Origin of the sequence: Candidatus Sulfurimonas marisnigri (assembly GCF_015265475.1) — a bacterium.
Classification (GTDB): domain Bacteria; phylum Campylobacterota; class Campylobacteria; order Campylobacterales; family Sulfurimonadaceae; genus Sulfurimonas; species Sulfurimonas marisnigri.
Map to the genome: position 1 here is coordinate 2,354,344 of NZ_CP054493.1, position 21,373 is coordinate 2,375,716.

Below are 21,373 nucleotides of genomic sequence, written 5' to 3' on the forward strand. Positions count from 1 at the left end.
AAAAGTGTACTTTGAGAGCGCAATTATACCCAAATATTCTTCATTTTTTGTTATACTAGTGCTATGAATTCAATAACACACATAGAAAATGCGCTAAAAGAGCTAGATAAAGAAGTTGAGTCTATACTGCTAGATTGGAGTATTCCACTTAATGAAAAAGACAATCTTATGCTTCCAAAACTTCAGGTAAAAAAAGTTTTAACTCAAACATTGGAAGATTTAACATACCTAAAAAGCAACCCGCCAAAACAAAATCAGCCATGCGGAATATCTAAACATAGAGAAGAGTGAAAAATTTATTTAGTTAATGATTTTTATTAAGAGAAAGTACCCTTCTCCAGATACCTGCGGCACATAACACTTTAAGGTGTGCTGCTGTATTCCTACCCTGACACAGTATCCTAAAACACCATTGCACAGGTCTAAAGAAGAGCGTTGAAATTGTAGCCAAAAAAGCTGAAATTACAAAGAGTTGCCATGAAATTATTACAAATCTGATACAATATTACATGTTATATATCATAATCGCATTAAAATCTGAGGCTCAAGCCTTTGTAGACAAATATAAACTCACCAAAACAAAACTTGAAAACTTCACTCTACATGTAGATGAAAATATGACTCTGATTATTAGTGGGATTGGGGTCTTAAATGCAAAAATTGCTACCACTAAAATTATTGAAAAATTCAAACCCAACGAAGATGATATTTTTTTAAATATTGGTATCTGTGGTGCAAATAAAAAGCACAAAATCGGTGAACTTTTGGAGATTGCTTCTGTAATATACAAAAATGAAAACTTTTTGATAAATGAAAATACTTCACATGTAATTAACTGTGAAGATAGTGAAGTTGATAAAGATAATTTTACTATTGTAGATATGGAGTCATTTGGTTTTTATGAGGCCACAAAAGAGATAAAAAACATCTACATGTACAAAGTTGTAAGTGATCACTTTGAGCCAAAGCAAGTTACAAAAGAGAAGGCTAAATTGCTTATATCTAGCGTGATAAATGAGATTATGAAAAAGGTATTGAGTTGAAAAAAGTTGTTGTAACTGGAGCTAGTAGCGGAATCGGGAAAGAGATTAGTTTAAGACTTTTAAACCTAGGGTACATGGTTATCGGCATTAGCAGAAGTGTTGACAATGCTGATTTTAACAGTGAAAATTTTACATCTCTTAAAGCTGATCTATCAAACTCTGCTTCAACAATCTCTACATGTAACAGTATTGCCCAAGACGATATCTACATGTTAATCAACTGCGCCGGATTTGGAAAATTTGAGCCACATGAAGAGTTAAGCACTAAAACTATTGCAGATATGGTTTATCTCAATCTTACAGCACCTATGCTGCTTACCAATGCATGTCTGAGAAATTTGAAAAAAAACAGTGGTTACCTTATAAATATAAGCAGTATTGAGGCTATAAAAGCTAGCAAATTTGCAGCAGTTTACTCTGCAACAAAAGCTGGATTAAAAGCTTTTAGCGACTCTCTTTTTGAAGAGACACGAAAAAGCGGACTAAGCGTTACAAATATAAATCCCGATATGACCCAAACAAATTTCTATGATGAGCTTAGATTTGAGACAAGCTCTAAAGATGATGAAAGGCTGTTGGCTTCGGATATAGCTGACGCTGTTGAGCATATAATCAGCATGAGGAAAGGTGCCGTTGTAAGCGAATATACCATAAGAAGTCTGAATTTTGGGATTTCTAAAAAGAAGCTATAGTTTAATATCTAACTTTTTTGAAGTGGGTATATCAGTTGAGCGTAAAAATTGTAAATTTTTTTTAATAAGTTTCATAGAAGCAGACGTCTCATCTTTTAATGTGTAGATCAACTCTGAAGCTTCCCGCAATAGGTATATAGCCTCTTCTATCTCTCTTTTTTCTTCAAGCTTTGGAAGCTCCTCCATCAACTCGTTTAATTTATCTATATTCTTTTCAATAATAGCTATTTTAAACCTAGTGAGCCACATTGTTCGTTTCTCTCCATGCATCCGAGAGACCTTTAAAAACATTACTTACTTCATCTATTTTTGATATGTCATTATCCATGTTAGCTTCCGCTAAAAGTTGAATTTCATAATTATAAAGTCCATTTAAATATTCAGACACCCCACCCTGATTAAGGTCTAGAATAGAGACGAGCTCTACAATAATAGATGTAGAACGATTTATCCAATAGACTCTTTTTTCGATATCCCCATCTTTTATGGCCTTTTTCGCCTGTGCGTTAAACCGAAGAACACCCTCATAAAGCATCTCTATGAGCTTAGCTGGAGACTCCACTTCTACATTATTCTGTGCATAAATATTATGAGCTGCGCTACCATACATATTAGATCCTTTTTTACCAACTTTACTAGTTTCTTTCATGATAATATATCGGCTAACTCAGCATTTTATTTAGCTCTTTTAAAACAACTTTACTAATTTGAAGCAGCTGACTGAGCTTCTGCCATTTGAGTAAACATTGATGAAGCCGAATTGAATCTACTAATCATTAAATCGTAGGCGATAAACTGTTTTTTAAGAATCGCATATTTATCATCAAGCTGTTCTGTGACAGAAATCTTTCTTTCCTCCAGCGTTGAAATAGATTCTGTAATAGAAGTTTTAAACTGGTCAAGAGTTGCATTATATTTTGTATACCCTTCTATGATAGTTGACATATCAACAAATGCACCATCAACCACCGTTGTAGTTAAATCTGCATTAGTGTAAGTACCCCCAGCAAAAAATGCTTCTACATTTGTTGAGTTATCATCTAGTGCTTTATTCAAAGTATCTTTATTCAAAGTCATAACTCCATCTTTATCGACATTGAACCCATAATCAAATAAAGAACCAACACCACCACCAACACCGCTAATCATATCTTCAATACTGCTTTTCATACCCTTAATAGTACTTTCTGAAGAAAATATACCCCTTTCCCCTGATTCTGTACTTGGCTTTGTCATATTGTTTAGTTCAGTAATTGCTGCATTGTAATGCTCTACAAAACTATCAAATTTCTCCATTATAGTATCACGATTTTGAGCCACACTTACAGAAGAGGTTCCAACTTCTTTGAGAGTAATATCTAAGCCAGTCACCAAATCACTTACATTATTGCTAGTACGAGTGATAGCTTGTCCATTAAATGTAAAGTTTGCATCAACGCCTGACTGTAATGCTGTTAATCCTATAGTTAAACGAGTGTCCTTTAGAGCTGCACTATTATCTGTCATTGTAATATTTTGTGTTGTTCCAGTATCAGCAGAACTAACAAACAAACGAAACTCACCGCTGTTTATCTGAACAACAGTAGCATCAACCTTTTCTCCAGCGACACTGTTAATAGCATTTTTAAAATCATTTAAAGTTGTTGTTGCGTCATAATCAATTGTAAAGTCTACCCCATCAATATTTAAGTTCATGCTACCAGCCGCATTGGCGATCGTCTCTGTGCTAGCCGTAAAGGCACCAGATTCTTCTATCTGCTTTGTAGCTAAGTTACCAACTGTTAATGTGAAGTCTTGAATATCACTGTTAGCTGCTGCGACAACTTCTACCGCGGTACCTGTTACATCAGAAGATCGCTCACCAAAAAGTGCATGACTTTTTAGTTCATTAATCGCATCTGTAAGGTTAGTCATATTAGCATCAATAATTTCTAGTGCATCTTTTTTGTCACCCTCGTTTGCTAGATTTAAATCTATAGGCGTAATCCGACTTGATTCATCAGCAGCCCTCAATTGATCCATAACGTCTTGTGTTAATATACCTGAGCCAACGCCCACTGAACTAATAGACATAATATATCCTTTCCATCATAATATTGTAATACAGTTTATAGATGTAGTATCGGCAAAATGTATTTTTTTTTTAGCTATAATAACATAAGTTTATATATTAAAAAAGGGTTTAAAAGTTGAGTTTACAAAACATACCTAAAGTGTCTAGTATTATGCAAAGTCAAATATTAAACGTAATAAAATCAGAGGAAATCCACTCTTTACAAGACAACATTTTAAGTAAGTTTATTGAAGGAACTCTTTTCATAATAAATGAAGACTTATCGCTGCATGGAATTATTACCGATGGTGATGTAAGAAAATGTTTTTCTAATAACTTATGCCATAATATAGAAGACAATATATCTTTAAATCCAAAAAAAATATTATCCTCACAAAGCGCATCCGATGCACTACTTGTTTTAAGAGAAAACCAAATAAATATCTTAGCCGTTGTTGATGAAAATAATAAACTAATTGGCTACATAACGCTACATATGCTTTTGGATAGTTTCTCACCAGAGAGATTATATATAAGCGATGATGAATCTACAAATGACTCAAATGAGCAAAGACATTTGGCTAGATATAAATTTGCTACAAACTTTTTAGCTCAAAGTTCAGAGACTCTTGACTGTGCATGCGGTTCTGGATATGGCAGTAAAATGTTGTCATTATATTCAAATAGTGTATTGGGAGTTGACCTTTCAAATGATGCTATAACTTTTGCTAAACAAAATAACTTTTCAAGCAATATCAACTTTAAACAAAGCGACCTTTCAATGCTAGACTTTGATGCTTCTTCATTTGACAGCATCGTATCAATAGAGACATTAGAACATATTCCGCACGATACATTTTTGAACTTTTTAACAAATATATCTACTTGGATTAAAAGTGGCGGGGTATTTATTGGTTCATCTCCTATGCTCAGATATAAAGACAATAAGCCATACGTCACAAATCCATACCACATAAACGAAATGCCAAAACAAGAGTTTATTAATGCAATAAAAACAAGACTAATAAACTTTGAAATACACTTTTACTATCAAGATCAAGACAGGTTTTTACCACTTTGTGATGAGCATACTGGTTTTTGTATAGTAGTAGCAAGGAAACGTTAAATGGACTATAAACAGACCTTACAAAATAGTATAAATAGAATTGAAGAACTAGTTAGTAAAGATATTCATTTAAGTAATGAAGGATTTCCTTTGCCAAGCTGGATAGAGCTAAGTCCAATAGATGTCTGTAATAGAGCCTGTGTATTTTGCCCAAAAAGTGATGATAGCATAGCGCCTAATCAAAACCAAAAAATGCTTCCAAAACTTTATGAAAAAATTGCAACAGAATTAAAAAATATAAACTTTTCAGGGACTATAATGCTAGCAGGCTATGGTGAGCCGCTATTAAATAAAGATATTATAAACATGTGCAAAACTTTTAGTACATTTTGTAATGTGGAAATAACTACAAACGGCGACCCATTAAATTTACAATATATTCAAGACTTATATAACGCTGGTCTTAATAAAATCATAGTAAGCATGTACGATGGTGAACACCAAATAGAAGAGTTTAAAAAACTATTTTTGGATGCCGATATATCAGAAGATAAATACATACTTCGGGATAGATGGTATACACAAGATGATAATTATGGAGTTAAACTTACAAATAGAGCTGGTGTATTAATAAATGAAAATAAAATAGATACGCATAAGCAGTGCTTTTACCCGTCATACTCTATGATGGTAGATTGGAATGGCGATGTCTTCTTGTGCACCCAAGATTGGAATAGACGTATAAAAACAGGAAACTTAATGATAAGTACAGTTATTGAAGTTTGGACATCACAAATACTTAAAAAATACAGAACACACCTTTCGAATGCTTCAAGGGACCTACCGCCGTGTAATAGATGTGATGCTAATGGAACACTGCATGGAGAAGAGCATGCAAAATTATGGACTCAATATTATGAAAAATAAATCTTTAGTTTTAAATGAAGGTTATGCTCCAGATGACAATAAATTATATATCAAAGAGTCTTATGATTGCTATATTAAAGATGTAAAAAATAATATTTATATTGATACAGCTATGGGTGGTGGAAGCTTTGTGCTTGGACACGCTCAAAAATTCATCCAAAATGAAATAATTAAGCAGCTTAAAAAAGGCTCATTATATACACTGCCTAATGAAAAAACGCATGAACTCGCATCATTACTAAATCAAGCAATTCCAAACTTTAATAGATTCGTATTTTGTTCAACTGGATCAGAAGCCACAATGCGTGCCATAAGAATTGCTAGAGCATATACAAACAAGAAGAAGATTGCAATTTTTAGTGGTAGCTGGCACGGAAGTCATGATTTACTTATGGTTGACGACACGTACGTAGGTAATGAGCAAGTTCCAAAAAAGATTTTGAAGTCAAACGGAATGCTTCATGATATACTTAAAAACATCATTCTTCTTCCGTACAATCAAGAAAAAGCATTTGAAATCATCACAAAGAATAAAAATGACTTAGCTATGGTACTTATTGAGCCTGCACAGGGCTCAAATCCAAGAGATGATATTAAGGGCTTTTTGCAAAACTTACGAAAAACTACACAAGAGCACGATATTCTCTTAGGATTCGATGAAATAATAACAGGGTTTAGAGTTGCTCTTGGTGGAGCACAAGAATATTATGGGATAAAAGCTGATATAGCCACTTATGGCAAAGCAGTTGGAGGTGGTCTTCCATTAGCTGTAGTAGCAGGCACACAAAAAGTTATGCAAACCATAAAAGTAGGCACTAAAGAAAATCCACAGTCTATTTTTATGGGTGGAACTTTCTCTGCAAATCCTCTAAGTATCACAGCATCTTATACTATGCTAAAGCATCTCATAAAAAATAAAAATAAAATCTATCCTAAACTCGAAAAAAAATCTAAGTACTTTAGAGATTCTATCAATAAAATATGTCAGATAAATGAAGTATCCGCACATATGATAGGTATAAATTCAATGTTAAGATTTATCTTCACATCATTCCCAGTAACATCAAGACACTCCAGAGATCAACATGAAAAGAGCATAGAGATACAAAGCCTTTTTTATAAAAACATGCTAGAAAATCACAAAATTCATATAGCTTCCAATAGAATCAATTTTTTATCAATAAAACATAAGAAAAAAGATATAGATAAAATTATAAAAGCTTATGAAATTGAAATCAAAAGATTTAAAGAAATGGGATATCTATAAACATGTCAAAAGAATTTATTTTTAAAAAAGATGGTGATACAATTGAGTTTGTCGGTGATTTTAATGGTTTATATAAAAGTGAACAAAATCCTTGGGAGCAATCGAATGATGAAGACTCTATATTGTCTAAATACTATAAATCTTCAAGACAAACTTTATATGAGAGCATTAAAGATATAAAAAATATAAAAAATGGATGCGAGGTTGGATGTGGTCTTGGTTATGTTACGACAAGCCTAAATGAAATAGTTAAGTTTGATGGTATTGATATCAGTGATGTAGCCGTCAGCAAAGCATCAAAAAAATTCAAAAACATAGAATTCTTTGCAAATGACATTGGATCTAATATCTTTATTCATCCAAAGACTTATGATGTAGTAGTATTAAACCAAATACTGTGGTATATATTAAAAGACATGGATAATGTTGTAAAAAATATTGATACTATTTTAAATAAAAATGGATTTTTAATTATTTCTACACTATTTTTAAAAAATCAAAAATACGGCAATGAGATTATTGGCAGCTTTGATGATTTATTAAGATATTGGATTGAGACTGATAAATACAGAACAATAAAAGCAAATATAGACTATGGTGATGATAAAGAAGAGTATCAAGACAGCATACTAATTCTTCAAAGAAAAGATTAAATGCACTCCAGCTTAGAACAATGTGCAACAATTACATTTCAGCAAAACATAGATTATTTTAAAACTAAACACCCTCAAGTATTCGAAAAGTTATCTGCCCTAGAATCTGCTACAGATATTGGGTACTACCAAAATAAGTATGAGCTAGTTATTGAAAATGATAACTTTGATGTACTAGAGCTTTCATCAAGCATATATTTGTATAATAGAGAAATAAAAAAACACGCTGAGCTAGCTGCCAAAAGTGTTAATTATAAAAAAGACGAAAATTCTTTTGAGAGTTTTTCAAGAGAGAATTTTTCTATTGATGAACTAAATATATTTCAAAAGAAAAATAAATTTGAACATCACTTTAGCGCTTATGCCCCGATTATAAATTATACACAACAAAACACTAAAGAATATTCAGAACTCGAACGTATAGACAAGTTTATATTTTTTGGTGTAGGACTTGGTCTTCATATGTCAAGCACCGATGAAAAGATAAATGCAAAAGTATATTTTATTGTTGAAGATGATTTGGAACTATTTAAATTATCATTGTTTACAGTTAATTACTCTGATTTAGCACAAAGTGCCAAACTTATATTTTCTATTTTTGAAGACAATTCTGAATATTCTAATTCCTCGCAAAAATTTTTAGAAACAGACTATCAACTTGGTCACTATATTAAATATTTTCATCTTTTAAGTCATAATGAAGACAAAATATCACTATTTCATAAAGAGGTTTCTTCTCAACCTCACCTTGGCTTTTTCTATAACTCTTTACTTATACAATATTTAAAACCTTTGGAATATATATCTTCATCATCTAAATTTATAACTAAAAAGCTATCTTTGAATGACGACACTTTAAATAAAGAAAACTTTTTACTATTGGCTGCTGGTCCATCATTGCAAAAGAATATATCTTGGCTTAAGAAGTATCATACCTCCTTTATAGTTGTAGCTGTTACAGCAACACTGCCTTTTCTTGAAAAGAATAATATATCTCCAGATATAATTATAAATCTAGATGCATTTGATGGAATGAACAAGCAATTTGATCAAATAAAATCAACATCCTTTTTTAAAGATGCCATCTGTATATTTTCGGCTAGAACTCAAGAGAATATCAGTAAACATTTTAAAGATGAGCAAAAATTCTTTTTTGAGAGTGGAACAAAATATAAAACTTCGACATTAAAACCTATAGCACCATGTGTTGGCTCATTAACATATCAACTTCTTCTTCTTCTGCAGGCAAAAAACATTTATATCCTTGGTCTTGATTTGGCAATAGACAAAAAAACTGGTAGAACACATTTAGACCTACATACAGATGCTAAAACATTAAATTTAAGCACTACAGACTCATTCACTTTAAATTACCATGACAACCTAATTCAGCTTGATGGTAACTTCGAAGAAAAAGTTTTATCTACTTTTTATTTTAACGATTCTAGAATAATAATTAATCATGCCACGAAAAATTTTAAATCAAACAACTCCAATATTTATAATCTTAGCGATGGGGTTAAATTTGATGAAATTCCAGCAAAAGAAACTGCAAGCCTAGATTTAGATAAAAAAAATCAAAATGCACGTGAGCATATACTAAATTTATGCACTAGCACATCTTCAAAACTTTTAAGTAAAGATGAATCAAAAACTCTAAAAAAGAAATTACAACATGCGCAAGAATTAAAGAAAATACTATCACACTACAAGACAATTGACGACATTGAAAAATATAATGAAATATTAAATATTAAAGATTTAAAGTCAAATGAGTTCGAGCTAAACAAAGTTATAAAAACATATATGAGGTATATATTAAGTTATATATTTGATTTTTTCAACAATCAAGACCTAAATAAAAGACAAGAGCATATAAATATATTGCATGATATATTTATATCTAACCTATCTGATATTATAGATATTTATATAAATAAATTACGGGAGAAACTAAATGAAAAATATAGAAGATGAGGCAATAAATACATATCAGCAAAATATTAAATATTTACAAGAATCTCATCCAAAACTACATCAAGATTTACAAAACTTTGAATTAGCTATACAAAACAAACATTACGAACAACAATTTGACTTAGAATATATAGATAATAACTTTGATATAAAAGAAATTTCTACTCAAAAGTATATGTATGGAAAAAAAACGAATGAAATTTCAGAATCTATTACTAAAAATATAAATTTTTTTAAAGCAGATCATACAATCGAATCCTTTGCGATGTTTCGAACATCTGAAGAATTTTTCAAAACAACTCAAGAACACTATCGTAGAGCAAGACAACATATATATCCAATAATGAATTACTATCTAGAGAATCAAACAAACAACCCTGAGATGAAAAAAATTGTTAAATTTATTTTTTTAGGTGTTGGTTTAGGCTTACATTTATCTACCATAGATGCCAAGATTCAAGCTTCAAACTATTTAATAATAGAAGATGATATAGAAATTTTTAAACTTTCACTATTTACATGTAAGTATTACGAACTAGCAAAAAATGCAGAACTTACATTTTCAGTTTTAGAAGATATTAATGCTTTTACAAATACATTTACCAACTTCCTTCGTAATGCTTATATATTTAATTATAAAATAAAATATTTTCATCTAAAAACTCATTCTAATGTTAAATTAAAGCATATTCTCAGCATATTATCTAGCCAAGGATTTTCTTTTTTCCCTTATCAGCTTCAACTTGACAATTCAATCTCTGCTCTACCATACATAAAGAAAAAATATAGGTTTTTAAATGTATATAAGCCATTTAGTATACCTGTTCTTCAAGCTAAGCCTATCCTAATGCTTGCTGCAGGTCCATCATTAAGCAATAATATAAAGTGGCTAAAATTGAACCATAACAAGTTTATTATTATAGCAGTAAGTGCAACTTTACAATTTTTACATAAATACAACATTGTGCCTGATATCGTAACTCACGTTGATGGATCTGATTCTGTAATTGAATTATTTGAAGGATTTGATGCTAAAGAGTTTTTAAAAGACTCATTACTTCTTTTTTCTACTCAAACGAAGCATAATATAGTCTCAAAATTTGATAAAAATAATATATTTATGTTTGAAACATCCGCTAGTTATTTTTCAATTAAATTTAATTATTCATCCTCTTGTGTTGGTTCTTTTACTTACCTATTTTCTTTAAATTTAAATGCTAAAAGCACCTACATACTTGGCTTAGATTTATCTATAGACCAAGACACAGGAGACGATCATTTATCTGATCATGTTGATCATCAAAGCATAGATATTCAAGATAAAACGAAGCTAGAAACAAATGTAAACGTTAGTAGTACTCTTATTCCTATAGAAGGAAATTTTCAAGAGACTATATACACTACGCCTATTTTTCAAACTTCTATATCTACAATCTCTAGCTTCGCTTCAAAAATCGCAAATAATAATAATATTTATAATATTAGTCATGGTGCTAAAATACAAAACGCAAATCCAATGAACATATCTGATATTGCTATTGATGAGATTTCAGACATTAACAAACAAGAAGTACGTAGATCAATAAAAGAGTGTTTTTCCAAACAAAGCTTAGATAAGCTAAGTGATAATGATTTAAAGAAGATTAAAGATAGGCATGATTTTATAACAAGAATAAAAGTCTATTTAGATGAATACGCTAATAATATCTCATATTCAAACTACGATATATACCAAAAAAACTTTTTAGAATTGAGTAATAAAATATTAAGTTCTAACAATGAAGATATATCTGATTTAAACAAAATATACCACTCATACTTTAAATATGCCCTTGCAGTTATTGAAGACTTTTTCAATACTAAAAATATCAAAAACACAAAAAGACATATTAAAAAGTTTGACAAAATGTTTCAAGAAGGACTACATAGTATATCTTCTCAACTCAATGATGCCTTTAATGGCTTACAAAATCAATAACTATTGAAGTAGTTTTAATACATTTTGTTGAACAGCATTAGCTTGACTCATAGCATACGAACCAGATTGAGCTAAAATGTTGTGTTTTGCAAATGTTGCACTCTCTTGAGCAAAGTCAACATCACGGATATTTGATTCCGCAGCCGATACATTAACCTGTGTTGTAGAAATATTTCTAACAACTGACTCTAATGAGTTTTGTACAGCACCAAGAGTTGATCTACCAGTATTTAATACCCCAATAAGAGTATCCATAGTGGTAATCGCTGCAGTTGACAAAACAGCAGTAGATACATTAGGTGCAACTAATGCCGCAATATTTGGCATAGTAACAGATTTCGTATCAGCAGCTCGATGTCCAATATGAAAAGCAAGTGTTGAACCACCTAAAAGCACTTTATCATTAAATGTTGTACTTGTAGATATTTGATTATATTCTGCTGTAAGCTCTGTCACTTCATTTGTAATAAATGCACGAGAAGCAGTATCTTGTGTATCATTGGCTGATTGAACGGCAAGAACTCTAATTCTTTTTGAAATGTTTAATTGCTCTTCCATTGCGCCATCTGCTGTTTGAATAAGAGCAACAGCATCATTTGAATTTTTAACCGCTTGTCCCAAACCTTGAGACTGTGCTGAAAGTTTATTTGCAATTGCCAAACCAGATGCATCATCTGCAGCACGATTGATTCTAAGACCTGAACTTAGTGAATTAAGACTTTTATCAAGTCCAACATTATTCATTGAAGCGTTTCTGTGTGCGTTCATAGCACCTATGTTCGTGTTAATTCTAAAGCCCATAATAAATCCTTTTTTATGGATAATTTATCATTATAAGCAAAACTAGTTCCAAATTTAATTTATTAAAGGGGAAGGATAAAAATTGCGCAGGGGCTTGCGCCCTTAACTCATCTACTGAAGCAGTAGGCGAAGCACATTTTCTAAAGAAACGTGTTCGCTACTTTGTAGCTCTAATGATTGTTACTATTGTAACAATCTCAACACGTTTTGCTGAACAGCATTAGCTTGGCTCATAGCATAAGAACCAGATTGAGCTAAAATATTGTGTTTTGCAAAGTTTGCACTCTCTTGCGCAAAGTCAACATCACGGATATTTGATTCCGCAGCTGTTACATTCACCTGTGTTGTAGAAATATTTCTAACAACTGACTCTAATGAGTTTTGTGTAGCACCAAGATTTGATCTACCAGTATTTAATGTACCGATTAGAGTATCCATAGTAGTAATCGCTGTAGCTGCTGTTCCCGCTGTAGTTACATCAGTTGAACCTAATACTGCAACAAGTGGCATAGTAACAGCTTTTAAGTCTGTTGCTTTATGTCCAATATGAAAACTAAGTGCTGAACCACCTAAAAGCACTCTATCATTAAATGTTGTACTTGTAGATATTTGGTTGTATTCTGTAGTAAGCTCTGTAACTTCATTTGTAATAAATGCACGAGAAGCAGTATCTTGTGTATCATTGGCTGATTGAACTGCAAGAACTCTAATTCTTTTTGCAATATTGATTTGCTCATCCATTGCACCATCTGCTGTTTGAATAAGAGAAATAGCATCATTTGAATTTTTAATCGCTTGTCCTAAACCTTGAGACTGTGCTGAAAGTTTATTTGCAATTGCCAAACCAGATGCATCATCTGCAGCACGATTGATTCTAAGACCTGAACTTAGTGAATTAAGACTTTTATCAAGTCCAACATTGTTCATTGAAGCATTTCTGTGTGCGTTCATAGCACCTATGTTTGTGTTTATTCTAAATCCCATAATAAATCCTTTTTGGGTAAGAGCCTTTCGCTCCAGTTAATTTTTCAGCATCCTTGCTGGGTGTTACATGTAGAGTAGATCGACGCTAAAGATAATAGCTTTAATATTTAATTAAAAAAAGCCAAAGAGAAAAACTCTTTGGCTTTAACTTTCTATACTATTGTAATAATCTAAGCACATTTTCTAAAGAAAGAGCCCTAGATTACTGAAGTAATCTAAGAACGTTTTGTTGAACAGCATTAGCTTGACTCATAGCATAAGAACCAGATTGAGCTAAAATATTGTGTTTTGCAAAGTTTGCACTCTCTTGCGCAAAGTCAACATCACGGATATTTGATTCCGCAGCTGTTACATTCACCTGTGTTGTAGAAATATTTCTAATAACTGACTCTAATGAGTTTTGTGTAGCACCAAGATTTGATCTACCAGTATTTAATGTACCGATTAGAGTATCCATAGTAGTAATCGCTGTTGCTGCTAAAGTTGCTGTTGTTACATCAGTAACAGCCAGTGTTGCAACAGTTGGCATAGTAACAGCTTTTAAGTCTGTTGCTTTATGTCCAATATGAAAACTAAGAGCTGAACCAGCTAAAAGCACTCTATCATTAAATGTTGTACTTGTAGATATTTGGTTGTATTCTGTAGTAAGCTCTGTAACTTCATTTGTAATAAATGCACGAGAAGCAGCATCTTGAGTATCATTAGCTGATTGAACTGCAAGAACTCTAATTCTTTTAGCAATATTGATTTGCTCATCCATTGCACCATCTGCTGTTTGAATAAGAGCAACAGCATCATTTGAATTTTTAATCGCTTGTCCTAAACCTTGAGACTGTGCTGAAAGTTTATTTGCAATTGCCAAACCAGATGCATCATCTGCAGCACGATTGATTCTAAGACCTGAACTTAGTGAATTAAGACTTTTATCAAGTCCAACATTGTTCATTGAAGCGTTTCTGTGTGCGTTCATAGCACCGATGTTTGTGTTTATTCTAAATCCCATAATAAATCCTTTTTGGGTAAGAGCCTTTCGCTCCGGTTAATTTTTCAGCATCCTTGCTGAGGGTTACATGTAGAGTACTTCAACGCTAAAGATAATAACTTTAATCTTTAACTAAAAAAGCCAAAGAGAAAAACTCCTTGGCTTTAACTTCTTAGATTATTGTAATAATCTAAGCACATTTTGCTGAACAGCATTAGCTTGACTCATAGCATAAGAACCAGATTGAGCTAAAATATTGTGTTTTGCAAAGTTTGCACTTTCTGCTGCAAAGTCAACATCACGGATATTTGATTCCGCAGCTGTTACATTTACTTGTGTTGTAGAAATATTTCTAACAACTGACTCTAATGAGTTTTGTGTAGCACCAAGATTTGATCTACCAGTATTTAATGTACCGATTAGAGTATCCATAGTAGTAATCGCTGCAGCTGCAGTTGCCGCTGTATTCACAACAGGTGCAACTAATGCTGCAACATTTGGCATAATAACAGCTTTCGTATCACCAGCTTTATGTCCGATATGAAAAGCAAGTGTTGAACCAGCTAAAAGCACTTTATCATTAAATGTTGTACTTGTAGATATTTGGTTGTATTCTGTAGTAAGCTCTGTAACTTCATTTGTAATAAATGCACGAGAAGCAGTATCTTGTGTATCATTGGCTGATTGAACTGCAAGAACTCTAATTCTTTTAGCAATATTAACCTGCTCATCCATTGCACCATCTGCTGTTTGAATAAGAGAAATAGCATCATTTGAATTTTTAATCGCTTGTCCTAAACCTTGAGACTGTGCTGAAAGTTTATTTGCAATTGCCAAACCAGATGCATCATCTGCAGCACGATTGATTCTAAGACCTGAACTTAGTGAATTAAGACTTTTATCAAGTCCAACATTGTTCATTGAAGCGTTTCTGTGTGCGTTCATAGCACCTATGTTTGTGTTTATTCTAAATCCCATAATAAATCCTTTTTGGGTAAGAGCCTTTCGCTCTGGTTGATTTTCAGCATCCTTGCCGATTTTTTATCTTACAGTCTACATATCGACACTAAAAAAAATAACTTTAGTAAATTTGTAAACTTTTTATCATTTTACTTATTTAATCTTTTTTCGATACACTTTCGAAATTAAAACAACTATACTATATATAGGAAAACTATTTGAACTTAATTATCGTCGAATCACCAGCTAAAGCTAAAACTATCAAAAACTTCCTTGGCAAGGAGTATGAGGTTATCGCATCCAAAGGACATATACGAGATTTACCTAAGTCTCGCTTTGGAATAACCGTAGAAGAAGAGACTCAACATCTTGTACCGGCCTACAGTGTTGCAAAAGAGAACTCTGCCATTGTAAAAGAGATTAAAGCGCTTGCAAAGAAAGCTGATACGATATATATCGCGACCGATGAGGATCGTGAGGGTGAGGCTATAGGATGGCATATTGCCCATGCTATAAAAAAAGATCCTGAGGAACTTCCTCGTATAGTTTTTCATGAAATTACAGAGACTGCGATAAAACATGCACTTGAAAATGCTCGTAAGATAGATATGGATATGGTAAATGCACAACAAGCTCGTCGTATGCTTGACCGTGTTGTTGGTTATAAACTATCGCCTCTACTAGCTTCAAAAATTCAAAAAGGTCTTTCAGGTGGTCGTGTTCAATCTTCAACCCTTAAACTTGTAGTTGACCGTGAAAGGGAGATAAAAGCATTTATCCCAGTTGAATACTGGACTATAGATACGCTGTTTAAAAAAGACATTGAAGCAACTCTTACAACACATATGGGTGTTAAATTATCAAAAATGTCTATAGAGGACAAAGATGATGCAGAGGCTATAGAGAAAAGTGTTAAAGCAGATAGTTTTACAATCTCTAAAATAGAGACTAAAACAAGAAATAGCAAAACCCCACCACCATTTATGACTTCAACTCTACAACAAACTGCTTCATCTAAATTAGGATTTACTCCTAAAAAGACTATGATGGTAGCACAGGCACTTTACGAGGGTGTAAAAACTCCTAGTGGAACTTCTGGTGTTATTACATATATGAGAACAGACTCATTAAACCTTGCCCATGAAGCTGTAACTGGTGTTCGTGGTGTAATAGAGAGTAGATTTGGTGCAAAATACCTGCCAAAAGAGCCAAAGGTTTATAACAAAAAATCTAAAGGTGCTCAAGAGGCTCACGAAGCTATCCGTCCGACAATGCTACAGTTTACTCCAGAGGTTGCGTCATCATTTTTAAAAGCTGATGAGATTAAACTTTACCGTCTAATTTATGAGAGATTTATGTCTTGCCAAATGGAAGATGCTGTATTTGAGCAACAAAGTATAATTTTTACTGGTAAAGAGAGTGAATATAGAGCAAGTGGTAGAAAACTTACTTTTGATGGCTTTTATGCACTAACTGGAGCTGAAGATAAAGATAAACTTCTTCCAACATTAGTAGAGGGTGATAAAGCTGATATACAAAGTATCAAGCCTGAGCAACATTTCACTGAGCCACCGGCAAGGTATTCTGAGGCTGCACTAATTAAAAAACTAGAGAGTGAAGGTGTAGGACGTCCTTCTACCTATGCTCCAACTATTGCGACACTTAGTGGTCGTACTTATGTAACTATTGAGAAAAAACAAATTATTCCAACTGAGATTGCATTTACTGTAACTGATATGCTGGAGAAAAACTTTGCTAACATAGTTGACATCTCTTTTACAGCCAACATGGAGGAGAAACTTGATGAAGTTGCAGAGGGAAATAGCAACTGGCAAGAACTTTTAAGTGAATTTTACTTTCCTTTTATGGAACAGGTGGCTGAAGGTAAAGAGAAGATTGTTTCTTTAAAACTTGCTAAGCCTCTTGGCAGAGCTTGTCCTAAATGTGGCGAAGAGTTACTTCTTCGATCTGGTAGATTCGGAAATTTTGTTGCATGTAGCGGCTTTCCTGCATGTAAATACACGGAGCAAGTTGATGCAGATGGAAATAAAGTAGAAGTAGTAGTTGAGACTAGTGATGTAAAGTGTGAAAAATGTGGCAAAGATATGATTGTGAAAAATGGTAGAAATGGCCAATTTTTAGCATGTAGTGATTATCCTGATTGTAAAAATACTAAGAGTATAAGTGTTGAAGAAAAAACTTCTGAAACTCCTTGCCCTGACTGTGGTGGTAAAATAAGTCTTAAAAATTCTCGTCGTGGTCCTTTTTGGGGATGTGAGAATTATCCTGATTGTAAATTTATATCCAAATTCGAACCAACAAAAATAAAATGTGAAGAAAAAGGGTGTAATGGTCTCTTAGCTGAAAGAACTTATAGAAAAAAAGAAGTTTATGAGTGTGTTAAATGTAAAGCTAGAACACCAAGAGAAGAAGAAACGAAAGAAGAGAGTAAAGAATAGATTATGAAAATAGGTATCATTTCAGACACTCACTCTAAAGTTAAGAAGGCCGAGAAGGCTCTTAACATTTTAGTGAGGGATGGTGCTGAGTTTATTGTTCATGCAGGTGATATAGTGGAACTTGAAACTCTTGAACTTCTTCGTGATTGTGGTCTGAAATATGTAGCAGTTTACGGAAACAATGATGCACATTTAGCACAGTACCATGGTGACTTCAATCTTGTTCAAGAGCCTTATTTCTTCAAAATCGCAAATACGAAATTTAAACTAATGCACCTGCCTTTTTACATGTCACCGGATGCTGATGTTGTAATATTTGGCCACACACATACATTTGATAGCGATTTCAAAGGTAATACTCTATTTTTAAATTCAGGTGAAGTGTGTGCAAGAAGCAAATCTATATCTGAATGGGCGATGCTTGAAGTGAGTAAAAGAGAATTTTTTGTCACTCATTACACAAAAGCAAACAATAGTGACAATATTAATCAAAAGCAATTTAAATATAAACGAGAACACAATGAATAACGAGATATTTTTATGCTCTATTTGCAATATAAATAGTGGCACATGTAACGAAGATTGCAAGTTTTGCTCTCAAAGCGTACGATATAAAGCAGATATTGATAGATACAAACAAAAAAATATAGAAGATATTTTAAAAGAGGCTAAAAATGCCAGAGATGGCGGAGCCTTAGGTTTTTGTTTGGTTACAGCAGATAAAGGTCTAAATAATAAAACTCTTGATTTTGTCTGCTCTATTGCCAAAATCCTGACAGAAGAGGTTCCTGAACTAAGGCTAATTGCATGTAACGGCACAGCAAGCGTAGAGCAACTTTTAACCCTTAAAGCATCTGGAATTAAAGCATACAACCATAATCTTGAAACATCAAAAGAGTTTTATCCACAAATATGTACAACTCATTCATGGGATGAGAGGTACTCTACATGTAAAAATGTAAATGAGGCTGGTTTAGTTCTTATTACTGGTGGTATTTATGGTCTTGGTGAAACAGAGGAAGATAGAGTGTCAATGCTAGAGTCACTAAATTCTCTAAATCCAACTTCTGTCCCTATAAACTTTTACCACCATAATGAAGCTCTGGAGCTACAACCAAACTCTCTAACTGCTGATGAAGCATTAAACCTTATAAAACTAACACGTGAGGCAATTCCAAATGCCCAGCGAATAATGGTTGCAGGTGGCAGGGAACTTATGTTTGGCGATAGACAAGAGGAAATTTTTAACTATGGTGCGAACTCAATTGTTATAGGAAACTATCTTACGACAAGCGGAAGAGTAGTAAGCAAAGATTTAGATATGCTAGAATACCTAAGGTTAAAAGTTGCAAAATCAGTAAAATAAAAAATAAAAAGAGACTAGTGTCGTGGGTTCTCTGCCGAAGAGAACCAAGCGCTAGCGTAGGTAGCAGGATTGCTTCCAATACCGTAAGGAATATGTATGTCTGATAATGTTGTACTAATAGTAACTATCTCAATTATTATTATATTCTCTCCATTCTTTGCTAGACTTCTAAAACTTCCCACCACACCTATAGAGATTATCTTAGGTTCTATTTTTGGCTATATTGGTTTTTTACATAATGAACATCTTTTTGAGATAGTTGCGGAGCTAGGATTTTTATACCTGATGTTTATAGCTGGAACAGAGATTAATCTAAAAAATACTTTAAAAACACCGGCAAGTATAATGAAAAAGGTCACTCTTTACCTTATAATTTTATATACTTTTTCTATATCTATATCTCTATACTTAGATTTAGGGAAAATTTTCATGGTACTTCTACCGCTAATATCAGTTGGATTAGTGGCAACCCTTTCAAAAGAGTACGGAAAAACGCCTTGGCTTACTCTCTCAATGACTGCCGGTGGTATAGGTGAAGTTGTAAGTATTGGTCTTTTAACGCTCACCTCAGCCGCACTGCAGTCTGGCTTTAGCTTGGGACTTATTAAAACAATTTTTGCTCTTTTAATATTTTTACTTTTTATGTTTTTACTATTTCGAGCAATGGAACTACTTTTTTGGTGGTTTCCAGAGGTCTCCACCTCTTTGATGCCACTTAACGACAATAAAGAGCAAGATATAAGGCTCTCCATGGGAATATTTTTCCTTCTTGTTGGTGCTATGCTATATTTGAACCTTGAACTTGCCTTTGGAGCATTTTTGGCTGGAATATTTATTCCCACATTCTTTGAACATAAACATGAACTACCTGAAAAGCTTGCCTCATATGGTTTTGGATTTTTAATTCCTATATTTTTTATCCATATTGGAAGTTCTTTTCATCTTGATGCTTTAATTATTGAAGGTCTCATTTCAAAAGCTGTTATTATAGCTTTGGCTATGATTGTTATGAGAGTTATAGCTTCTCTTGTTTTTATAAAAGAGTTAGGACTTGCTGATTCTGTACTTACTGGACTGTCACACTCTATGCCACTTACTCTTCTTATTGCAATGGCGACCCTTGCGTATAATGCAAACAGTATAGATGAGCTTCACTACTATGCTTTTATTTTAGCTTCTCTTTTTCAGGTAATTGCTGTTATGATTGTTATTAAACTTGTCAATAACTATAAACTTGCGAAGGGGTTGTGATGTCACGTTCTATTTTACTGCAACTTGCTCGTGACTCTATACAAGAGGTACTTGAAGCAAAAAGAACAATAAACAAAGCAGCTCTTTTACGTAAACACCCACTTTTAGACCAGATGGTAGCCACCACAGTAAATATCTACCTTGACAACAAACTTAGAGGAAGCTCACAAACAAAGATTCCATCTTTCACACTTCTTGAAGATATAATAAGAAATGCAAAAATATCTGCATTTGAAGATAAAAGTTTTTCTCCAATTTCAACTTCTGAGTATTTAAATTGTGAGTTAGAAATACTGCTCACAACTCCAGAGGGGGTTATAAGCGAAAAAGACCCGTCTATCCTTAAAACAACCTCCTATTCGCTTGGAAAAGATATTTAATTATCAGGTTAAAAATAAGCTTTTATTGCAAGGTCAACCTGATCTCTTGCGCACATAAAGACCATACACGGCATATCAATACCAAAGTCGCTAACAAGTATCATTGCTTAAGCGTTTATAACTAAGCTACCATTTTCAACTATTATCTCTGCGTTTGCACTTAGTAGTTTCTCTTGGCCGTGAAAGCTTAGTGTTCCATTTATAGTGTAAGAATCTTTTGCCTCTTTTTTTGTGATTTCTGAAATAGTGTAGGTAGCATCTTTGAACTTGTCGGCTTAAATTTCTTTATACATACTCTCATCTCTATCTGTTTTACTACTAATAAAACCAATCATATCAACCCAGAACTTTCCCTTTATGGTTGTAATATCACTGTTTTGTATGCTTAACTCAGCTTTTAAAGAGTTATTAGTCGGATTAATCTCACTATCCATCAGCATCTCTGTATGTGCTACAACAGAACCCTCTTTTAGTTTTAAATCCATTGCGAGCAGAGGCAAACTTAGCAGCAACACTATTAGTAAATTTTTCATT

General features: G+C 33.0%; 22 protein-coding genes and 1 other RNA gene. 14 read left to right on the forward strand and 9 right to left on the reverse strand.

Annotated elements, in window-relative coordinates:
• The first annotated feature begins 63 nt into the window (after nucleotides 1-63).
• Complete coding sequence (locus HUE87_RS11900) at nucleotides 64-291, forward strand: hypothetical protein (RefSeq protein WP_194366595.1); 228 nt, start codon at nucleotides 64-66, stop codon at nucleotides 289-291.
• A gap of 40 nt (nucleotides 292-331) precedes the next feature.
• Here HUE87_RS11900 and ffs read toward each other — a convergent pair.
• Nucleotides 332-429: signal recognition particle sRNA small type (gene ffs / locus HUE87_RS11905), an RNA gene on the reverse strand.
• An 80-nt stretch (nucleotides 430-509) separates the two neighbouring features.
• On the opposite strand from ffs, the gene HUE87_RS11910 reads away from it, so the two are divergent.
• Both HUE87_RS11910 and HUE87_RS11915 read left to right on the forward strand, forming a co-directional pair.
• A complete protein-coding gene (locus tag HUE87_RS11910) occupies nucleotides 510-1,043 on the forward strand; it encodes a 5'-methylthioadenosine/S-adenosylhomocysteine nucleosidase family protein (protein WP_194366596.1) in 534 nt (177 codons plus the stop codon).
• Complete coding sequence (locus HUE87_RS11915; protein WP_194366597.1) at nucleotides 1,040-1,735, forward strand: SDR family NAD(P)-dependent oxidoreductase; 696 nt, start codon at nucleotides 1,040-1,042, stop codon at nucleotides 1,733-1,735. Before HUE87_RS11910 ends, HUE87_RS11915 begins: the two co-directional genes overlap by 4 nt.
• Here the strand turns inward: HUE87_RS11915 and HUE87_RS11920 are convergent.
• The 3 genes from HUE87_RS11920 to fliD all read right to left on the reverse strand — a co-directional run bounded on the left by HUE87_RS11920 (nucleotide 1,730) and on the right by fliD (nucleotide 3,808).
• Nucleotides 1,730-2,005 (reverse strand): hypothetical protein, encoded by a 276-nt coding sequence (locus tag HUE87_RS11920; protein ID WP_229855162.1) that lies wholly within the window; start codon nucleotides 2,003-2,005, stop codon nucleotides 1,730-1,732. The two genes, HUE87_RS11915 and HUE87_RS11920, sit on opposite strands and share 6 nt — an antisense overlap.
• A complete protein-coding gene (fliS, locus tag HUE87_RS11925) occupies nucleotides 1,971-2,345 on the reverse strand; it encodes a flagellar export chaperone FliS (protein ID WP_194366598.1) in 375 nt (124 codons plus the stop codon). The genes HUE87_RS11920 and fliS overlap by 35 nt, the downstream gene beginning before the upstream one ends.
• A gap of 92 nt (nucleotides 2,346-2,437) precedes the next feature.
• Complete coding sequence (gene fliD / locus HUE87_RS11930) at nucleotides 2,438-3,808, reverse strand: flagellar filament capping protein FliD (protein WP_194366599.1); 1,371 nt, start codon at nucleotides 3,806-3,808, stop codon at nucleotides 2,438-2,440.
• A 152-nt stretch (nucleotides 3,809-3,960) separates the two neighbouring features.
• Here fliD and HUE87_RS11935 point away from each other — a divergent pair, with 152 nt between their 5' ends.
• From HUE87_RS11935 to HUE87_RS11960, 6 genes are read left to right on the forward strand one after another with little or no spacing between them, the layout of a single operon-like run.
• Entirely contained in the window at nucleotides 3,961-4,914 is a 954-nt protein-coding gene (locus tag HUE87_RS11935; RefSeq protein WP_194366600.1) for a methyltransferase domain-containing protein, read from the forward strand.
• On the forward strand, nucleotides 4,915-5,781 hold the full coding sequence (locus HUE87_RS11940) for a radical SAM/SPASM domain-containing protein (RefSeq protein ID WP_194366601.1): 867 nt from the start codon (nucleotides 4,915-4,917) through the stop codon (nucleotides 5,779-5,781).
• On the forward strand, nucleotides 5,747-7,048 hold the full coding sequence (locus tag HUE87_RS11945; RefSeq protein WP_194366602.1) for an aspartate aminotransferase family protein: 1,302 nt from the start codon (nucleotides 5,747-5,749) through the stop codon (nucleotides 7,046-7,048). Before HUE87_RS11940 ends, HUE87_RS11945 begins: the two co-directional genes overlap by 35 nt.
• A 2-nt stretch (nucleotides 7,049-7,050) precedes the next feature.
• Nucleotides 7,051-7,701, forward strand: coding sequence for a class I SAM-dependent methyltransferase (locus HUE87_RS11950; protein ID WP_194366603.1), 651 nt, complete (start codon nucleotides 7,051-7,053; stop codon nucleotides 7,699-7,701).
• A complete protein-coding gene (locus tag HUE87_RS11955) occupies nucleotides 7,702-9,678 on the forward strand; it encodes a 6-hydroxymethylpterin diphosphokinase MptE-like protein (RefSeq protein ID WP_194366604.1) in 1,977 nt (658 codons plus the stop codon). It abuts the gene before it with no gap.
• Nucleotides 9,659-11,656 carry a motility associated factor glycosyltransferase family protein gene (locus tag HUE87_RS11960; protein WP_194366605.1) on the forward strand — a complete coding sequence of 666 codons (1,998 nt, stop codon included), beginning with the start codon at nucleotides 9,659-9,661 and terminating at the stop codon, nucleotides 11,654-11,656. Before HUE87_RS11955 ends, HUE87_RS11960 begins: the two co-directional genes overlap by 20 nt.
• On the opposite strand, the gene HUE87_RS11965 is transcribed toward HUE87_RS11960, so the two are convergent.
• The 4 genes from HUE87_RS11965 to HUE87_RS11980 all read right to left on the reverse strand — a co-directional run bounded on the left by HUE87_RS11965 (nucleotide 11,657) and on the right by HUE87_RS11980 (nucleotide 15,401).
• Nucleotides 11,657-12,457 (reverse strand): flagellin N-terminal helical domain-containing protein, encoded by an 801-nt coding sequence (locus HUE87_RS11965; RefSeq protein ID WP_194366606.1) that lies wholly within the window; start codon nucleotides 12,455-12,457, stop codon nucleotides 11,657-11,659.
• Nucleotides 12,458-12,640: 183 nt separating this feature from the next.
• Nucleotides 12,641-13,441, reverse strand: a complete 801-nt coding sequence (locus tag HUE87_RS11970) for a flagellin N-terminal helical domain-containing protein (RefSeq protein WP_194366607.1) — start codon at nucleotides 13,439-13,441, stop codon at nucleotides 12,641-12,643.
• Nucleotides 13,442-13,643: 202 nt separating this feature from the next.
• Nucleotides 13,644-14,444, reverse strand: a complete 801-nt coding sequence (locus tag HUE87_RS11975; RefSeq protein WP_194366608.1) for a flagellin N-terminal helical domain-containing protein — start codon at nucleotides 14,442-14,444, stop codon at nucleotides 13,644-13,646.
• 156 nt (nucleotides 14,445-14,600) lie between these two features.
• Nucleotides 14,601-15,401 carry a flagellin N-terminal helical domain-containing protein gene (locus tag HUE87_RS11980; protein ID WP_194366609.1) on the reverse strand — a complete coding sequence of 267 codons (801 nt, stop codon included), beginning with the start codon at nucleotides 15,399-15,401 and terminating at the stop codon, nucleotides 14,601-14,603.
• A gap of 200 nt (nucleotides 15,402-15,601) precedes the next feature.
• Between HUE87_RS11980 and topA the strand changes: the two genes are divergently transcribed.
• The 5 genes from topA (at nucleotide 15,602) to HUE87_RS12005 (ending at nucleotide 20,839) form a co-directional block, all read left to right on the forward strand.
• Nucleotides 15,602-17,842 carry a type I DNA topoisomerase gene (topA, locus tag HUE87_RS11985; protein ID WP_194366610.1) on the forward strand — a complete coding sequence of 747 codons (2,241 nt, stop codon included), beginning with the start codon at nucleotides 15,602-15,604 and terminating at the stop codon, nucleotides 17,840-17,842.
• A 3-nt stretch (nucleotides 17,843-17,845) separates the two neighbouring features.
• Nucleotides 17,846-18,370, forward strand: coding sequence for a metallophosphoesterase family protein (locus HUE87_RS11990; protein WP_194366611.1), 525 nt, complete (start codon nucleotides 17,846-17,848; stop codon nucleotides 18,368-18,370).
• Nucleotides 18,330-19,208, forward strand: coding sequence for a biotin synthase (locus tag HUE87_RS11995; protein WP_229855287.1), 879 nt, complete (start codon nucleotides 18,330-18,332; stop codon nucleotides 19,206-19,208). The genes HUE87_RS11990 and HUE87_RS11995 overlap by 41 nt, the downstream gene beginning before the upstream one ends.
• A 96-nt stretch (nucleotides 19,209-19,304) precedes the next feature.
• Nucleotides 19,305-20,459, forward strand: coding sequence for a cation:proton antiporter (locus HUE87_RS12000; RefSeq protein WP_194366612.1), 1,155 nt, complete (start codon nucleotides 19,305-19,307; stop codon nucleotides 20,457-20,459).
• Nucleotides 20,459-20,839 (forward strand): AMMECR1 domain-containing protein, encoded by a 381-nt coding sequence (locus HUE87_RS12005; RefSeq protein WP_194366613.1) that lies wholly within the window; start codon nucleotides 20,459-20,461, stop codon nucleotides 20,837-20,839. The genes HUE87_RS12000 and HUE87_RS12005 overlap by 1 nt, the downstream gene beginning before the upstream one ends.
• Nucleotides 20,840-21,114: 275 nt before the next feature.
• Here HUE87_RS12005 and HUE87_RS12010 read toward each other — a convergent pair whose 3' ends face one another.
• Complete coding sequence (locus HUE87_RS12010; RefSeq protein WP_194366614.1) at nucleotides 21,115-21,372, reverse strand: hypothetical protein; 258 nt, start codon at nucleotides 21,370-21,372, stop codon at nucleotides 21,115-21,117.
• Nucleotide 21,373: the final 1 nt, after the last annotated feature.

Excerpts from the sequence above, each read along its gene's own strand:
- HUE87_RS11900 (WP_194366595.1), top strand. The coding sequence starts at position 64 with ATGAATTCAATAACACACATAGAAAATGCGCTAAAAGAGCTAGATAAA.
- HUE87_RS11910 (WP_194366596.1), top strand. The coding sequence starts at position 510 with ATGTTATATATCATAATCGCATTAAAATCTGAGGCTCAAGCCTTTGTA.
- HUE87_RS11920 (WP_229855162.1), bottom strand. The coding sequence starts at position 2,005 with ATGCATGGAGAGAAACGAACAATGTGGCTCACTAGGTTTAAAATAGCT.
- fliS (WP_194366598.1), bottom strand. The coding sequence starts at position 2,345 with ATGTATGGTAGCGCAGCTCATAATATTTATGCACAGAATAATGTAGAA.
- fliD (WP_194366599.1), bottom strand. The coding sequence starts at position 3,808 with ATGTCTATTAGTTCAGTGGGCGTTGGCTCAGGTATATTAACACAAGAC.
- HUE87_RS11935 (WP_194366600.1), top strand. The coding sequence starts at position 3,961 with ATGCAAAGTCAAATATTAAACGTAATAAAATCAGAGGAAATCCACTCT.
- HUE87_RS11940 (WP_194366601.1), top strand. The coding sequence starts at position 4,915 with ATGGACTATAAACAGACCTTACAAAATAGTATAAATAGAATTGAAGAA.
- HUE87_RS11945 (WP_194366602.1), top strand. The coding sequence starts at position 5,747 with ATGCAAAATTATGGACTCAATATTATGAAAAATAAATCTTTAGTTTTA.
- HUE87_RS11950 (WP_194366603.1), top strand. The coding sequence starts at position 7,051 with ATGTCAAAAGAATTTATTTTTAAAAAAGATGGTGATACAATTGAGTTT.
- HUE87_RS11955 (WP_194366604.1), top strand. The coding sequence starts at position 7,702 with ATGCACTCCAGCTTAGAACAATGTGCAACAATTACATTTCAGCAAAAC.
- HUE87_RS11960 (WP_194366605.1), top strand. The coding sequence starts at position 9,659 with ATGAAAAATATAGAAGATGAGGCAATAAATACATATCAGCAAAATATT.
- HUE87_RS11965 (WP_194366606.1), bottom strand. The coding sequence starts at position 12,457 with ATGGGCTTTAGAATTAACACGAACATAGGTGCTATGAACGCACACAGA.
- HUE87_RS11970 (WP_194366607.1), bottom strand. The coding sequence starts at position 13,441 with ATGGGATTTAGAATAAACACAAACATAGGTGCTATGAACGCACACAGA.
- HUE87_RS11975 (WP_194366608.1), bottom strand. The coding sequence starts at position 14,444 with ATGGGATTTAGAATAAACACAAACATCGGTGCTATGAACGCACACAGA.
- HUE87_RS11980 (WP_194366609.1), bottom strand. The coding sequence starts at position 15,401 with ATGGGATTTAGAATAAACACAAACATAGGTGCTATGAACGCACACAGA.
- HUE87_RS11990 (WP_194366611.1), top strand. The coding sequence starts at position 17,846 with ATGAAAATAGGTATCATTTCAGACACTCACTCTAAAGTTAAGAAGGCC.
- HUE87_RS12000 (WP_194366612.1), top strand. The coding sequence starts at position 19,305 with ATGTCTGATAATGTTGTACTAATAGTAACTATCTCAATTATTATTATA.
- HUE87_RS12005 (WP_194366613.1), top strand. The coding sequence starts at position 20,459 with ATGTCACGTTCTATTTTACTGCAACTTGCTCGTGACTCTATACAAGAG.
- HUE87_RS12010 (WP_194366614.1), bottom strand. The coding sequence starts at position 21,372 with ATGAAAAATTTACTAATAGTGTTGCTGCTAAGTTTGCCTCTGCTCGCA.